The sequence below is a fragment of the Desulfovibrio fairfieldensis genome, from assembly GCF_001553605.1.
GTDB classification, from domain to species: domain Bacteria; phylum Desulfobacterota; class Desulfovibrionia; order Desulfovibrionales; family Desulfovibrionaceae; genus Desulfovibrio; species Desulfovibrio fairfieldensis.
On sequence record NZ_CP014229.1, the window covers coordinates 1277760 to 1292361 of the forward strand.

The following is a 14602-nucleotide window of genomic DNA, read 5'->3' on the forward strand; positions in this document are numbered from 1 at the left end:
CCCCTTTGAAACGTGTAGCGTTTCTGCTCCAGAGTGTATCGCCCGGCCCATGTTCAGGCTTCCAGTTCCGCCAGATGCCTGCGGGCGAAATCCAGGGAGGGATCCAGTTTCAGCGCGGTGCGCAAATGCCGGGCCGCTTCTTCCTTTTGGCCCAGGAATTTCCGGCAGAGGCCCAGGTTGGCCAGATCCAGGGCCGAGCCCTTGTCCACTCTGAGCACCGCCGCAAAGGCTTCGGCGGCTTCGGCGTAACGCCCGGCCTTGAAGCGGGCAACGCCCAGAAGATTGCCGTATTCCTTCATTTCCGGGCAGAGTTCCACGGCCCGGACCAGGGCGGGCAGGGCTTCCTGCCAGCGGCCCTGCAAGGTCTCCGCGTACCCGGCATAAAAAGCGGCCAAGGCGGCGGCGTCGTTGTCCGGCTGCAAGGGCAGGGCGGCGTTGAAGAGATCGCGCGCCGCATCCCACTGTTCCGCGCGCAGGGCCAGCATACCCCGGAAAAAAGGCAGGAAGTGCGCCTGCGGATAGCATTCCTCCAGCACCGCCAACCCGGCCAGGGCCTGATCCGCGTCGGCTTCCTCGGCCAACTTGCGGCCCACAAAGAGCCCCAGGCTCTGGTTGCGGTCCCGTTCGCGAAAGGACAGGCCCGGCGCAATGCTGTAATGGGCCGGAATGCCCAGACCGGGGTGGGTCGTCTCCACCGCATAGACTTCCAGCGGCGCAAGGCCGCGCAGGGCTGCCAGCAGCTCATCGCGGATATCGCCGCTTTCCACGCCGGGCAGGCTGCTCAGCGCCGCTACCGGGCCTTCCAGCAGCCAGGCGGCCTGCTCCAGGCTGGTGAACTTGGGCAGGCCCGAGGCTTCATAGCAGGCCTGGGTACAGAAATCACCGGCCAGCTGGGCCACTTCGGTAACCGCGCGGATGGCCGCCTTGGCCGGAGAAGCCGCTGTGCCCGCCGTAAAAACAATTTCCGAACTCTGCGGAAAAGTGGCCGGATCCCAGGCCAGGGCCGCCACAGTGGGCAACGGCATGCCTAGGGAAAAATCTTTGAGGACCAGGCGCACGCCCTCCCGTTCGAAGGCGGAGAGCAGTTCCTTCAAAATCGGGTCGTCGCAACCGGCCGGGTCAATGGTCGCCGTTTGCGGGCGTTCGCGGTCCGCCCGGCAGCAGGTGTGCCGCTCCACCAGTTCGCTCAGGCCCTGCAAAAGGGATTCCTCGGCGCTGTTGCCCGCCGAGGTGCCGTTGAATTCGCTGAGCAGCTTGAACCAGTCCAGGGGCAGCCAGACCGTGCGCCCGCTCAGCAGATGGGTGGCCGGGTAGAACTGCCAGGGCGTCAGGTCCAGCACACGCCGGGCCTGTTCCGGGGCAAGCCGGTCGTCCACGGAGCGGAGCATGGCTTCCAGAGGCAGCAGTCGGTCGCCGAAACGGGCTTCGGCTTCGCTCCAGGTGGCCCGGATCATGTGCGGGCGCTCCTGCCAGAAGCTGAAAAAGGCGAAACGCTCCATAAGCTCCATCAGGGCCGACGCCTGAGCCTGTTCCGGCGAGGATCCCTTGCCCATTTGCTTGCGGGTGGGCATGATCTCGCGGGCGTCCGCGCCGCAGACGCTGAGATAGACCGGAATGCCCAGACGGCCCACGTCCACTCGGCGGGTTTCCGCCAGAATGTCCAGATTCACGGCGGCCAGGCGCTCCTGCACATGGGCGATGGTCTGGGCCGGGCTGACGGCCTTGTCCAGATCCTTGGTGTAGCCCTTGGGGCAAGGGGTCAGTCGGATGATCGGCAGGGTTTCGCTCATGGCCGCTCCAGAATCAGGATGCTGTAGATGCGCCGTTGTTCCTCGCCGTCTTCGTCGCGGCTTTTGACGCCGATACGGCCTTCCATGAGTTTGAAGGATTTGGCCGCCAGTTTGGCGAAATGGGGCTTGGCCCGGGCCAGATCCGTGCAGAACAGGGCTTTGCCGTCGGGGGCCAGATGCCGGTCCACGAATTTGAGCAAAGGCCGGTGCAGTTCGTCCAGATAAAGGAGTTCCGAGGCGGCGATCAGATCAAAGCCCTCGCTGAAGCGCGGGTCGCGGCCCGGCGTGGTCACATCCACAAAACGGACTTCCACCTGATCCTGAAGGTTGTTGCGCAGCACATTGGCCTTGGCAAAGCGCAGGGCGTCCTCCACAATGTCGCTGAGGACTATGCGCTTGAAACCGTAGCGCGCGGCCACCATGCTGAGGATGCCGCAGCCCGCGCCCAGTTCCAGCAGATTTTTGCCCTCGGGTTCATACTTGCGCAGCAGACGGCCCAGTACAAAGGAGCCCGGCCAGACTTTTGCCCAGAGCGGCAGATCCTTGAGCGGATTATGGATGGCCTTGCGTTGCAGCAGGCCGTCCAAGTGGGCCTGCATATTGCGGATGGTCAGCACTTCCAGAGCGCCGTCGTCCACTTGGAGGGGCTCGAAATCCACATCAAACGTCGTGCGGATGGCCGCAAGAAGGCTGTCGAGATCGTCAGTCTGGGGCATGGGTATTCCTTGGCGCTGTGATTGTAATATGCGGTGGGATGAACTGGGTATGTACAGCGAGTTCGGCCACAAATCAATCCGTGGCGGCGCGACGGACCGGGCGGCCGCGGCTCCGGCGTAAGCCCGTCCTTGTTTTTCCGCACGGCCGCGGCTACCATAGCTTGTCCGTAGCGGGCAGGGGACGGCCCCGGCCTGCCGCAGCCGGATGAAGACGGCCCGGACTGGCGCGGAGGCGGACAAGCCGCGCACGACAGAAAGGAATGGATCGGATGAAACAGATTTTCCGTCTGGATATTGTGGCTCAGGAAGGGGATTTTGACCGCATCAGCGGCCTGCTGACGCTGGGGGTGTCTTTCGGCTGGGAGGAGGAAAGCTTGGCCACAGGTGAAACGCGCTTCCGCGTACACTGTGAACAGGAAGACTTTCTCCAGAAATTGCGGGAAAGCGTGTCGCGCGCCGCGCCCGAGACGCATTGCACCCTGGAGGCGCTTGAGGCCCAGGACTGGCTCTCGGCTTGGCGGCAGTTTTTCACGCCGGTCTGCTGCGGCTCGCGTTTTGTGGTATTGCCGCCCTGGCTGGCCGAAAGCCCGGACTTTCCGGGCCGCACACCCGTTCTCATCGAGCCCAAAAGCGCCTTCGGTACCGGACATCACGCCACCACGGCCCTGTGCCTGGGGGTTGTGAGCGATCTGCTGGATCAGGGACGTATCGCGTCCGGCCAGACCTTTCTGGATCTGGGTACAGGTTCCGGCGTGCTGGGCATAGCCTGCTGCAAAAGCGGACTCAGCGGCCTGGGTTTGGACATTGATCCGCTGGCTGTGGACAATGCCCTGGAAAACCGGGAACTCAATCAAGTGAGCGGTTTTGACGCGGCACTCGGCGGCATAGAGGCTGCTGTGGGCCGCAGCTTTGACCTGGTGCTGGCCAATATCCTGGCCCGTCCCTTGATGGAACTGGCTCCGGCCGTGGCCGCCGCCCGCAAGCCCCACGGCTGTCTGGTGCTTTCCGGCCTGCTGGAGATCCAGGCCGACGGCGTGGAGGCCGCCTACAAGGCGCAGGGCCTGCCGACGGCCCGGCGGGTCATTGAGGGAGAATGGTGCGCCCTGGTCTGGGAGTAATCCGGGGCCGCTGGCTGCCGTCAACTTCGGCTTGTCAGGAATAATTATTGACAATTTAAAATGCTTGAGGCAGGCTATTCCTACCTAACATATAGTATAAGGAGTTCTTCATATGAATACTGTCACGTTTCAGGGCAACCCCCTGCATCTTGAGGGCGAACTGCCCGTCGTGGGCCAGAAAGCTCCGGATTTTGTTCTGGCCGCCAATGACTTGAGTCCGCGCGGCCTCAAGGATTACGCCGGTAAAGTGCTGGTTCTGGTCAGCGTCCCTTCTCTGGACACGCCGGTCTGCGATATGGAAGTGCGCCGCTTCAACACGGAAGCCGCCGGGCTTTCCGACAATGTGCGCATTGTGGCCGTAAGCTGCGATCTGCCTTTTGCCCAGGCCCGCTGGTGCGGCGCCGCCGGTGTCAAGTCCGTGGAAACCCTTTCCGATTACAAGGACACGAGCTTCGGAAAAAATTACGGCGTGCTGATCAAAGAATTGCGTCTGCTGGCCCGCGCCATCTTCGTGGTGGCTCCTGACGGCAGTCTGGCGTACAGCCAACTTGTGCCCGAAGTGACCAATGAGCCCGATTACGATGCCGCCCTGGCTGCGGTAAAGAAGCTGGTTTAAGACGGGGAAAGTTCATCCGTCCGTGCAAAAAAGCCCCGCATCAAGCGGGGTTTTTTTGCGTCAGTCTGACAAAAAAGGCTTTCTCCTTCAGGGAAACGGCTTTGGGATGAAGCGTTTCAGGAACGCTTGTCGCGCCCGCATGTCGTGTCCCGCAACTCTCCGGCACGCCGGATTTCCGGCCGCCGGGGCGCGGGACGGTTGACGGTTTCCGCCGCCTGACGCCGTGCGGCAGGGCCGGGTGAATCCCCGTCATCCGACGTTTCGTCCTTGTTTCGCGCCGGAGCGGCGTAGCTGGGGCTGCCTCTGAAAGATGCGGGCCGCGCCCAGGCCTCCACTTCCGGTGGAAGCTCCCTGCCGTTGAGGGCCGCCGTATATTCCTCCGCGTCTCCGGACTCCGGAGCTGAGCCGGGCCGCAGCCATGCACGCAGAATATCTGAAATAGGCCCGGCGTCGGCGCGGCAGGTCAGAAGCATGCCTGCCTGCCAGGCTTTATCCGAAACGTCCAGAGGATGCCTGCTGCCGTTCACAAGCGAACGCCCGCTGGCGCCGTTTCCAAGGCGCGGAACAATTCGCAAGCGGCTGAATGAACCGTTCCGTTCGGCGCGCAGATCAATTTGGTCCTCCGGAAAAGCGCGGAATTTCAAATGGCCCAGCCAGCGGCGGGACAGCAGGATTTCTCCTTTTTCCCGGTTCAGCAGCAAGACCGGACGCGCCGGACGGGAAGCGGCAAAACAGGACGCGGCGGCCAGCAGAAATCCGCCTGCCCCGGCCAGTGCCGCATGGTGCCGCTTGGACAGGCCCACCAACAGAAACAACAGGGCCAGAGCCAGAAATGCCGCGGCCAGAAAACGCGCCAAGCCGGCGGATCGGGAGGAACCGGCGGCCACAATGCGCAATGTGGCCTTGTCCGCCATAGACGGCCAGGGCAGTTCCCTATCGGCCATATTCTGTGTTTGCTCGTCCATGCCCGTCCAGTGATGAAAAAGCCTTTCCCCGGTACCGGAGAAAGGCTTTTGCGTTGTTGCGGGAACGTGGGCCGCTATTTGCCCATGGCGTTCATAAAATCCTTGTTCGACTTGGTGCCGCGCATCTTGTCCAGCAAAAATTCCATGCTGTCGATAGGCGACATGGGAGCCAGGATCTTGCGCAGAATCCAGACCCGGTTGAGCACGTCGTCAGCCAGCAGCAGGTCTTCCTTGCGGGTGCCGGTGCGGTTGATGTCGATGGCCGGGAAGACGCGCTTTTCCGAAAGATGGCGGTCCAGGTAGATTTCCATGTTGCCGGTGCCTTTGAATTCTTCAAAGATCACCTCGTCCATGCGCGAGCCCGTGTCGATGAGGGCCGTGGCGATGATGGTCAGGCTGCCGCCTTCCTCAATATTGCGGGCCGCGCCGAAAAAGCGCTTGGGACGTTGCAGGGCGTTGGCGTCCAGACCGCCGGAAAGCACCCGGCCCGAGGAAGGCGTTACCGCGTTATAGGCCCTGCCCAGGCGGGTGATGGAGTCGAGCAGAATGACCACGTCACGCTTGCGCTCCACCAGGCGTTTGGCCTTTTCCAACACCATTTCACAGACCTGCACATGGCGCTGCGGCGGTTCGTCGAAGGTGGAGCTGATGACTTCCGCCTTTTTGACCGTGCGTTCCATGTCCGTGACTTCTTCCGGGCGCTCGTCGATGAGCAGCACGATGAGGTAGACTTCGGGATTATTGGCGTTGATGGCGTTGGCCAGAGCCTGGAGCAGAATGGTTTTGCCGGTGCGCGGCGGGGCCACGATAAGGCCTCGCTGGCCGCGTCCGATGGGGGCCATGAGGTCGATGACCCGGTTGGAAAGATTTTTCTCGCCATTTTCCATGACGAGCTGATTATCAGGATATATGGGGGTGAGGTTGTCGAAAAGAACCAGGTTTTTGGCGTGTTCCGGGGGTTCAAAGCCTATTTCGGTCACCTTGAGCAGGGCGAAATAGCGTTCCCCCTCTTTGGGCGGCCTGATCTGGCCGGAAACGATATCCCCCTTGCGCAACGAGAAACGGCGGATCTGGGAAGGAGAGACATAGATGTCATCCGGCCCCGGCATGTAACTGCACAGCGGCGAACGCAGAAAACCGAAACCGTCGGGCAGTATTTCCAGCACGCCGTCGCCGTAAATTGCGCCGTTTTGCGAAGCGCAGGTCGATAGGAGCGCGAAAATAAGCTCCTGTTTGCGCATGGAACTCGCATTTTCGATTTCAAACTGTTCGGCCAGCTCCATGAGTTCCTGCATGCTGCGGGTCTTTAAATCCGTAAGACTCATGACGCTGTCGGTCAACAGTGCGGGGGTCGTTTTCTTTTTACGCATAACGGTCCGATTTTTTGAAGCAACTACGTGAAAAAATATCTACAATGTCAAAAGGCATTGTAGTACTGCAGGCAGAGTGTAAGGGAACGAAAAAGACGTGTGCCAATGCGATTAGCGTATCTTTGGCATTATGGCAAGGAAAAAATATAGGATATGCCGCTCAAACCTTGCGCCTTGCTTGTGCCCGTGAGGGAAAAAACCCGCTTCAACGGCTGCGGTTGCCATATGCTGCCGCAACGCCCGTCAGTTGGCTGCTGCCTCGGCTTGGGGCGGCGGTGCATAGCGTTCAAGCAATTCCTCGCGCAGAGAGTCTTCCGTCAGATGCAGCACTTCGGCCAGTTCACCGGTCACCAAGCCCATGGCCTGTTCCTGCAGACGGCGTTCGCCGAAGGAGAGTTCCTTGCTGCGGCTGATGAGCAGCAACTCGCGCAGGACTTCCGTAACAACGGCAAGGTCCGGACTTTTAAGGCGCTCGGAATATTCGCGGAAGCGTCGGTTCCAGTTTTGTCCGGTATAGATTGTCTTATCCGTGTCGCCGCGCAGGGTCTCAAGAATGCCTTGAGCGTCGGCCTCGGGAGTGAGGGTGCGCAAACCCACATTGGCGGCGTTGTTCACTGGGACCATCAGCGTGATATTATTGGCGCGGATGCGGACAATATAGAATTCGCACGCGATGCCGCCGATATTCTGGCGGTCGATGCGCTCTATTTTGCCCACGCCCTGGGCCGGATAAACCACGAGATCGTCCGGTGCGAACATTATTTCACCACGCGTCCCACGGGGACGCCGTTGCGCAGGGTTGCTCAACTACTTGAGAAGCCTCACAGACGAGGCAAAATACGCGCGGAAAGCGGATTTCCGGCGAATTTCCGCCGCCTTGGGCAATGCGCCGGCTGCGCCCGGCCTGCCGATTCCCACAGGGAAAAGGGCGGAAAAGAGAACGAAATATGCGTGAAGAGGCATGGATATAAATATCCACTCTCCAAAACAGATATCCCATTTGCGAACGGGTGTCCAGAGAAAGGGAAATTTTACTTGTCGCCGTGTCAGCCTCGGCGGGTGGATTCAGTCTTTGGCCGCCTTGGGCGGATTTGCCGCGCGGGCCTCGCGCTCGGCGGCTTCCAGCCCCTTGTCCGCAAAGGCAAAAAGCGTATCAAGAGCTTCGGGCAGAGCAGCGCGCAGGCGTTCGGCGTCCTCCGCGTCGGGGTGCCCAAGAACCCAGTTGATGACGTCGCCCTTGTGGGGCGGGCGGCCGATGCCCAGGCGGAGCCGGTAAAAATCGGGCGTGCCCAGCAGTTCGGTGATGGATTTGAGGCCGTTGTGCCCGGCATTGCCGCCGCCGCGCTTGAAGCGAAGTTCTCCGGCCGGGATGTCCAGTTCGTCGTGGGCCACCACCAGTTGTTCCGGCTTGAGTTTGTGCCAGGCCAGCAGCGGCTGCACGCACTGGCCGCTGAGGTTCATGAAGGTCTGGGGCATGGCCGCGAGCCAGGTCCCATTCAGTTGGGACAGGCGGACCCGCCAGAGTTCGCAGGAAAATTTGCCGCCGTTGAGAGAACTGAGGCCGCCCTCCTTGTCCGCCAGCTCCAGCAGGGCGGAAACCAGGGCGAAACCGCAGTTGTGGCGGGTGCCTTCATAGCGTGGGCCGGGGTTGCCGAGGCCCACCAGAACGCCTGTATATTCCATGAGAGAGTTCCTCTTAATGGTTGAGACGCAAAAACCGCGGCAGCCTCTTCAGGGCGCGTCTGTGGCTTCCAGCCGCAGGGGCAGGCCCAGGCCCGAGCAGGCCGCAGCGGTCGTCCGGGCTATATAGCGGCAGAGCAAAGGGTTCATGGCGGCCAGATGGCCGCCGTTGGGCAGCCAGATCAGGCGTTTGTACGGCGCGCGCAGCAGGTCGAAGGTGGACAGGGCCAGCGTCGGGGTGAACAGGGCGTCGTCCTCGGCGTTGAACAGGTACAGCGGGCAGCGCAGGCGCGGGGAAAGGCGGGCGTTGAACAGGCTGGCCAGGAAGGCCAGAGGATAACTTGAACGGCTTTTGCGCCGGTTGACGCGGATATGGCGCGCTCCGGCACTGATCCGGCACAGGGAAAGATAGGCAGGCACCGGCAGGGGCAGGCGCGGCACGCGGCGGGCCAGGGCGTTGATGGCGGCCATCAGCTTCTCGCGCCGTGCGGCCAGCGGACGGAACAAGGTCAGACTGATGGCTTCGTCCTGCTGGGGCAGAACGCCGCAGATGGGAAAAGCAGCGGCCAGCCGCCGGGAGGCCGCTGCATGGGCCAGGGTCAGGATGCCGCCCTGGCTGTGCCCACAGGCCGCCAACGGTCCCAGACCGGCGTCGTGCAGCCATTGCTCGGCTTCCAGCCCGTCGTGCAGCAGGTCGTCAAACGTGAAGCCCACATTGTGCGGATTAAGACCGTGCCCGGTCAGATGCAGGGCGGCCACGGCAAAGCCCGCTTCGCGCAGGGCGGCCAGCAAAGGCCGGTACTGAAAGGGCGAGAGCATGGTGCCGGGGTAAAACAGCATGGTTCCGGCACCCGGATTGGGCCAGAGCTCAAGAATCAGGCCCCGGCGGCCGTGCCGCAGCCGATGGTATTGGATTGCATAGTTGCGCATAAAAGATCACTGCCGGTAAAGCGCGCGGCGTACAGGACGACGGCTCTCCCGAATAAAGGGAACGCTGAGTAGTGAGGATTTTTGCCAAGGCCGCTGCCGTTGCCGCCCCGGCAATTTTGTTTGAGCGGCTCACGGCGGAGTTGTATTGCGGATCAAGACAGCGGCATTACGGATGGCGACAGCGATTATATGGAGCGAGCTGTGTCACTATCCATGCTTGTCCCCAAGCATGGTTTTCCGTCGCACAGCTCAAAGGCATTCATGCGGCCCACAAGCTCGCCTTACCAGTGCTTCCTAGAGCAGATTAGCTTTGAAATCGTGCCAATTTCAAAGCTAACGCTGCCCTCAACCTATCGTTGCTGTCGTCATCCGTAGCGCTGCTGTCCTTATCTGTACGGATCCTGCATCGCCTACAGCTAAAGCAACCCTCGCTTTGCTCACGAACGGCTAAAGGCACCTCGGCTTCAGGCGCAGGCGTCCGCTTTCGCGGCCGCCAAGGCATTTCAACATTTTCAAAGTTGAAATACCCTAAAAATGAGGCCGGTCCCAGCGGACCGGCCCCAAAAAACACGGCGGAAAAACGGGCTTATTCCGCAGCGGCGGTCGCGCCTTCCTCGCCGCCTTCTTCCCCATCGTCCTTGGCCTTGGCCAGCACGCTGACCACGGCGAAGTTTTGGTCATAGACGGCGGTCACATTGGCGGGCAGCTGCAGGTCGGCCATGTTGACGGTGTCATTGATGTCCATATCGCTCACGTCAATGGTGATCTTCTTGGGCATATCCAGGGGCTTGCTGCTCAGGCGCACGCTTTCGCGATAGGTCTCCAGCACGCCGCCCAGCTTCACGCCGCGCGAAACACCCACGAATTCCAGAGGCACGTCAACCTTAACTTCCTTGTTCAGGTCCACACCGTAGAAGTCGATGTGGGTGAAGCATTTCTTGTAAGGGTGGCGCTGCACCTGCCAGATCAGCACAGGGTGCGTGCTCTTCTGGCCGTTTTCGTCGATTTCGAGATTGAACACGGTGGTGTGGCCCACTTCCTCATAAAGCTTTTCCAAGGGCAGGGTAGGGGCCTGCACGGTGATGTTTTCACCCTTGGCCGTGTAGAACACGCCGGGGATCAGTTCCTGGGAACGCAGACGACCGCTGGGACCCTTGCCGCAATCTTCGCGTTTCTGCACGCTCAACGTTTTTTCAATGTCCATGATCCACTCCTTGCTGGCCGCCGCCTGAAACGTGCGGAAAAAGTTCGTATGAGTTGCTTGCCATTCCCTTGCGGGACTTATTCGCTTTTGTCCGGCGCGCGCCGGCTACACAAACAACACGCTTACCGAAGAGCCGGTATGAATGTTGTGAATGGTTTTGCCCAGCAGCGCGGCCACGGAAATGACCTTCAGCTTGGGGCAGCGCTCCAGTTTGTCGCCCAACGGGATGGTGTCGGTGACAATGACCTGGGAAAGGGCCTCGGTTTCGTTGATGCGGTCGATGGCCGGGCCGGAAAGCACCGGATGTGTGGCGCAGGCCACAATTTTGGTGGCCCCGTACTTGAGCAGCACTTCGGCCCCGGCGCAAAGTGTGCCCGCGGTGTCGATCATATCGTCCACCACAATGGCCACGCGGCCTTCCACTTCGCCGATGACGTGCATGGCCTGGGCCTGGTTGGGCCGGTCACGGCGCTTGTCCACAATAGCCAAGGGGGCATTGAGCCGTTTGGCATAGGCCCTGGCCCGCTCCACGCCGCCCGCGTCGGGCGAGACGATGACGATTTTGTCTTCATTAAGCTGGCGCAGGCTGTCCAGCATGACCGGCACAGCGAAAAGATTGTCCACCGGACAGTCGAAAAAGCCCTGAATCTGTCCGGCATGCAGATCAATGGTGACCACGCGCTCGGCCCCGGCCACACTGATGAAGTCCGCCACCATCTTGGCGCTGATGGGCGCGCGGGGGCTGACTTTGCGATCCTGGCGGGCATAGGCGTAATAGGGGATCACCGCCGTGATGCGCCCGGCGCTGGCCCGCTTGAGCGCGTCCAGCATCAGGCAGAGCTGCACGAGATTGCGGTTGACCGCGGGCGGACAGGTGGGCTGGACCACAAAAACGTCGTCCCCGCGCACATTGTCGCCGATTTCAATGCGCAGCTCGCCGTCGCTGAACGTGGTAGCCAGCGTGGGCGTGAGCTGACAGCCCAGGTGATCACAAATGGCCTTGGCCAGATCCGAATTGGAAGAACCTGTGACTATTTTCAGGTCGCTGAACATGAGGCCGCCTTGCTTTACGCGTTCACGGGCAATGAACGTGTTTTCACCTTTTAGAAGCGCCCGTTAATACATACCGGCGCTCTTGAAAAAGCACCGTTCCGCCACCGGCAACGCCAATAACAATTACGGATGGTGACAGCATTGCTCTTGTTGCAAGGCGAACCAGCTTCGCCGCTGCGCAACAATTTCAAAGCGAAATTCTGGTGGCTGGGATGGAAGGGTTCGAACCTTCGAATGACGGAGCCAAAACCCGTTGCCTTACCACTTGGCTACATCCCAGTATTTCCCAAAGGGAGCAGATAAACGTGCCTTTTATCCTTGCGCAACGCCGTTACGGCGTCTTCGGCCCTGGCAGCCGCCGCGCGGCTGAACAGACCCAGCACGCTGGACCCGCTGCCGCTCATGCAGGCAACACCGGCCCCCAGGCGCAAAAGATCCGCCTTGATGGCGGCCAGTTGCGGATACTGGGGAAAAACCACGGCTTCCAGGTCATTGCGGATGTCCCACACGGACCACACGCTGTCCCCTGCTCCAGAGAGAAAAAATCCATTAGCCTTGCACGGGCTCTTTGTCAAGTCGTTTTGCCTTGCTGCCTGCCCTTTTCCGGGGAAAAGAACGTCATAGCGGGCAAAAGCCCAGGCGGTGTCCACATGGATGCCGGGGCAGACCAGCACAAGGCTGAGGCCGGAAAAGTCGTAATCCATGGGCGCCAGCACTTCGCCGATGCCCTGGACCCGGCAGGGCTGATTGTACAGAAAGAAAGGCGTGTCCGCGCCCACGGCAAGCGCCGCGCGGGCCAGGCAGGCGTCATCCAGCGGTTGAGCGGCACGCTGGTTGAGCCAGAGCAGCAGGGAAGCGGCGTCGCTGCTGCCGCCGCCAAGACCGGACCCAAGCGGAATGCCCTTGCGCAGTTCCACCGTAATGCCGGGCGCGCTGCCCGCGGCCTTGACAAAGGCCGCGTAGGCCTTGGTCAGCGTATTACGCTCCGGGTCCAGGCCAGGCTCGTCACAGCGGACGGCAATGCCCTGTCCGCCGGTTTCGCTGATCTCCAGATGGTCGCAGGGGGTCGACAAAGGGTAAAACAGGGAGTCCAGCTCATGATAGCCGTCAGCCCGCACGCCGGTCACGTGCAGCCCCAGATTGACCTTGCAACCCGCCGTGAGCCGGGTCATAGGGTTTCCACAGTCAGATGGCCGTTAGTGTACACGCAGATTTCCGAGGCGATGCGCATGGACTCGCGGGCCACGCTTTCCGCGTCGAGATCGCTGTGCCGGGTAAGGGCCCTGGCTGCGGCCAGGGCATATGGGCCGCCGCTGCCGATGGCCGCCACGTCGTCGTCGGGTTCAATGACGTCGCCCGTGCCGGAAACCACCAACAGGTGTTCGTTATCGGCCAGCAGCAGCATGGCTTCCAGCTTGCGCAGGTACTTGTCCTTGCGCCACTCCTTGGTCATTTCCACGGCGGCGCGCAATAGATTGCCGTGCACTTCCTTGAGCTTGGTCTCGAACAGCTCAAACAGGGTGAACGCATCCGCCGTGGCACCGGCGAAACCGGCCAGAATGCGCCCCTCATAGAGACGACGCACTTTCTGGGCCGTATGTTTCATGATCATGGTCTGGCCCAGAGTCACCTGGCCGTCACCGGCCATGGCCACGTGGCCGCCTTTTTTCACTGCCAGTATGGTTGTCGCGTGGGTATCCATCAGCTTTTATCCCAGATTTCCTTGCGTTCCTTGTAAGCCGCTTCCAGCCGCTGGAACTGCCGCTTGTCCGGCGAGCGGTTGGCCAGGGCCTTGGCCTGATTGAAGTAGCGTTCGGTTTGTTTTTTATTGTTGGAGTACAGGGCGCTGTAGGTCATATGGATGTAGGCGTCCAGGTTTTTTCCCGCCTTGCCCAGGGAGCGGGCATAGGACTCGTGCACCTCGGCATCTTCCGGCACATAGCGCAGTACCTCGGTGTAGTACTTGTCCGCCTGGGCCTGGCGACCGGTTTCATCCAGCATTCTGGCGTAGAAAAAGGATGCCATGTAATCGCGCGGATCCAGGCGCATGGCCTGGCGCAACAGGCCGTCCGCGCGGCCCATGTCGCCCTTGCGGTAGTGGAAGGCCCCGGCTTCGCGCAGTACCAGCGGGTCCGAAGGGGCGGCGGCCAGGGCCTGGTCGAAGGCCGTACTGGCTTCATTGATCTTGTTCTGGCGGGCCAGCACGATGCCCCGGCCCATGGACGAGAGGCCGTCCTTGCCGGAGAAGCGTTGCAGGGCCGCCTGCTCGTCGCCGTAACGGGCCCACAGCAGGGTTTTGACGCGGGTGAAGCGCCGGTTGTCCAGCTTGCGGTCGCGGATGTCGGCGGGCATGGTCTGGATGCGGGCCTGCAATCCGTTGATGCGGTCGCCGATGGCCGGGTGGGTGGAGAGATAGGTGGGCACGCTGGTACCGCTCATCCAGCTTTTCTGGCGCAACACCTTGAAGCCGCCTACCATGCCGCTGGGCGGGTACCCGGCGGCTGTCAGGTATTGCAGGCCGATATGATCGGCTTCGCTTTCGTCCACACGGCTGTAATTGAGCATGGCCGACTGCCCCGCGCCCATGGCGCCTATGGCCAGGGCGCCGCCGCCCGGTCCGCCGGCGGCCACGCCCGCGATAGCCAGCAGGAGCGAACCCACTGTCAGGTACTGCGCCCGTTCCAGGCGGGCGGCCACATGGCGCTGGGTCACATGGGCCAACTCATGGGCCAGCACGCCCGCCAGTTCGTCCTCACGGTCCAGATTCATGATCATGCCCGTGAAAACGAAAACATATCCGCCGGGCACGGCAAAGGCGTTGAGGGAATTGTGCAGGACCACCGTGGCCTTGAAGCTATACGGCTGGGGCGGCAGGGCCTTGACCAGGCGGTCCAGCAGATACTTGACGTACTGGCTTACTTCCGGGTCTTCGACCACCGGCAGACTGGAGCGGACCATGACATCGAACTTGTGGCCCATCTCCTTTTCATCTTTGATGGACACGCCGCCGAAAAAGAAGGCCCGCGCCGGTACGGGGCAGAGCTGCGGCAGCAGAAAGGCCAGCAGAACCAGCAGGGCCGTCCAGCGGCGGGCGGCGAAACAACGAAACGACATACTATCCTCTCGGCAAAGCCGGGCCGGGAGTCGGCGTCCGGGAATG

General features: G+C 61.4%; 14 protein-coding genes and 1 tRNA gene. 2 read left to right on the forward strand and 13 right to left on the reverse strand.

Annotated features, from left to right (window positions below; translation table 11 throughout):
- Positions 1-53 precede the first annotated feature (53 nt).
- Positions 54-1790 (reverse strand): YcaO-like family protein, encoded by a 1737-nt coding sequence (locus AXF13_RS05380; protein ID WP_083521968.1) that lies wholly within the window; start codon positions 1788-1790, stop codon positions 54-56.
- On the reverse strand, positions 1787-2506 hold the full coding sequence (locus tag AXF13_RS05385; protein WP_062251947.1) for a class I SAM-dependent methyltransferase: 720 nt from the start codon (positions 2504-2506) through the stop codon (positions 1787-1789). The genes AXF13_RS05380 and AXF13_RS05385 overlap by 4 nt, the downstream gene beginning before the upstream one ends.
- Positions 2507-2775: 269 nt before the next feature.
- On the opposite strand from AXF13_RS05385, the gene AXF13_RS05390 reads away from it, so the two are divergent.
- Positions 2776-3624, forward strand: coding sequence for a 50S ribosomal protein L11 methyltransferase (locus AXF13_RS05390; RefSeq protein ID WP_062251948.1), 849 nt, complete (start codon positions 2776-2778; stop codon positions 3622-3624).
- A gap of 112 nt (positions 3625-3736) precedes the next feature.
- Positions 3737-4240 carry a thiol peroxidase gene (gene tpx, locus AXF13_RS05395; protein ID WP_062251949.1) on the forward strand — a complete coding sequence of 168 codons (504 nt, stop codon included), beginning with the start codon at positions 3737-3739 and terminating at the stop codon, positions 4238-4240.
- 116 nt (positions 4241-4356) lie between these two features.
- Here the strand turns inward: tpx and AXF13_RS05400 are convergent, their stop codons facing one another.
- The 11 genes from AXF13_RS05400 to AXF13_RS05450 all read right to left on the reverse strand — a co-directional run bounded on the left by AXF13_RS05400 (position 4357) and on the right by AXF13_RS05450 (position 14556).
- Complete coding sequence (locus tag AXF13_RS05400) at positions 4357-5205, reverse strand: hypothetical protein (RefSeq protein ID WP_062251950.1); 849 nt, start codon at positions 5203-5205, stop codon at positions 4357-4359.
- 74 nt (positions 5206-5279) lie between these two features.
- Positions 5280-6575: a transcription termination factor Rho gene (gene rho, locus AXF13_RS05405; RefSeq protein WP_008684374.1), complete on the reverse strand. Its 1296-nt coding sequence runs from the start codon at positions 6573-6575 to the stop codon at positions 5280-5282.
- A 243-nt stretch (positions 6576-6818) separates the two neighbouring features.
- Positions 6819-7334, reverse strand: coding sequence for a CarD family transcriptional regulator (locus tag AXF13_RS05410; RefSeq protein WP_008684373.1), 516 nt, complete (start codon positions 7332-7334; stop codon positions 6819-6821).
- 306 nt (positions 7335-7640) lie between these two features.
- Entirely contained in the window at positions 7641-8258 is a 618-nt protein-coding gene (gene pth / locus AXF13_RS05415; RefSeq protein ID WP_062251951.1) for an aminoacyl-tRNA hydrolase, read from the reverse strand.
- 48 nt (positions 8259-8306) lie between these two features.
- A complete protein-coding gene (locus AXF13_RS05420; RefSeq protein WP_062251952.1) occupies positions 8307-9185 on the reverse strand; it encodes an alpha/beta hydrolase in 879 nt (292 codons plus the stop codon).
- 586 nt (positions 9186-9771) lie between these two features.
- A complete protein-coding gene (locus tag AXF13_RS05425; protein WP_062251953.1) occupies positions 9772-10389 on the reverse strand; it encodes a 50S ribosomal protein L25/general stress protein Ctc in 618 nt (205 codons plus the stop codon).
- Positions 10390-10494: 105 nt separating this feature from the next.
- Positions 10495-11442, reverse strand: a complete 948-nt coding sequence (locus AXF13_RS05430; RefSeq protein ID WP_008684369.1) for a ribose-phosphate diphosphokinase — start codon at positions 11440-11442, stop codon at positions 10495-10497.
- A gap of 204 nt (positions 11443-11646) precedes the next feature.
- Positions 11647-11721 (reverse strand) — tRNA-Gln (locus tag AXF13_RS05435).
- A complete protein-coding gene (gene ispE / locus AXF13_RS05440; RefSeq protein ID WP_062251954.1) occupies positions 11712-12614 on the reverse strand; it encodes a 4-(cytidine 5'-diphospho)-2-C-methyl-D-erythritol kinase in 903 nt (300 codons plus the stop codon). Before ispE ends, AXF13_RS05435 begins: the two co-directional genes overlap by 10 nt.
- Positions 12611-13144, reverse strand: a complete 534-nt coding sequence (gene hslV, locus AXF13_RS05445) for an ATP-dependent protease subunit HslV (protein WP_008684366.1) — start codon at positions 13142-13144, stop codon at positions 12611-12613. The genes ispE and hslV overlap by 4 nt, the downstream gene beginning before the upstream one ends.
- Positions 13144-14556 carry a M48 family metallopeptidase gene (locus tag AXF13_RS05450; protein ID WP_062251955.1) on the reverse strand — a complete coding sequence of 471 codons (1413 nt, stop codon included), beginning with the start codon at positions 14554-14556 and terminating at the stop codon, positions 13144-13146. The genes hslV and AXF13_RS05450 overlap by 1 nt, the downstream gene beginning before the upstream one ends.
- Positions 14557-14602: the final 46 nt, after the last annotated feature.

Coding starts and splice junctions, on each gene's coding strand:
- AXF13_RS05380 (WP_083521968.1), bottom strand. CDS start 1,790: ATGAGCGAAACCCTGCCGATCATCCGACTGACCCCTTGCCCCAAGGGC.
- AXF13_RS05385 (WP_062251947.1), bottom strand. CDS start 2,506: ATGCCCCAGACTGACGATCTCGACAGCCTTCTTGCGGCCATCCGCACG.
- AXF13_RS05390 (WP_062251948.1), top strand. CDS start 2,776: ATGAAACAGATTTTCCGTCTGGATATTGTGGCTCAGGAAGGGGATTTT.
- tpx (WP_062251949.1), top strand. CDS start 3,737: ATGAATACTGTCACGTTTCAGGGCAACCCCCTGCATCTTGAGGGCGAA.
- AXF13_RS05400 (WP_062251950.1), bottom strand. CDS start 5,205: ATGGACGAGCAAACACAGAATATGGCCGATAGGGAACTGCCCTGGCCG.
- rho (WP_008684374.1), bottom strand. CDS start 6,575: ATGCGTAAAAAGAAAACGACCCCCGCACTGTTGACCGACAGCGTCATG.
- AXF13_RS05410 (WP_008684373.1), bottom strand. CDS start 7,334: ATGTTCGCACCGGACGATCTCGTGGTTTATCCGGCCCAGGGCGTGGGC.
- pth (WP_062251951.1), bottom strand. CDS start 8,258: ATGGAATATACAGGCGTTCTGGTGGGCCTCGGCAACCCCGGCCCACGC.
- AXF13_RS05420 (WP_062251952.1), bottom strand. CDS start 9,185: ATGCGCAACTATGCAATCCAATACCATCGGCTGCGGCACGGCCGCCGG.
- AXF13_RS05425 (WP_062251953.1), bottom strand. CDS start 10,389: ATGGACATTGAAAAAACGTTGAGCGTGCAGAAACGCGAAGATTGCGGC.
- AXF13_RS05430 (WP_008684369.1), bottom strand. CDS start 11,442: ATGTTCAGCGACCTGAAAATAGTCACAGGTTCTTCCAATTCGGATCTG.
- ispE (WP_062251954.1), bottom strand. CDS start 12,614: ATGACCCGGCTCACGGCGGGTTGCAAGGTCAATCTGGGGCTGCACGTG.
- hslV (WP_008684366.1), bottom strand. CDS start 13,144: ATGGATACCCACGCGACAACCATACTGGCAGTGAAAAAAGGCGGCCAC.
- AXF13_RS05450 (WP_062251955.1), bottom strand. CDS start 14,556: ATGTCGTTTCGTTGTTTCGCCGCCCGCCGCTGGACGGCCCTGCTGGTT.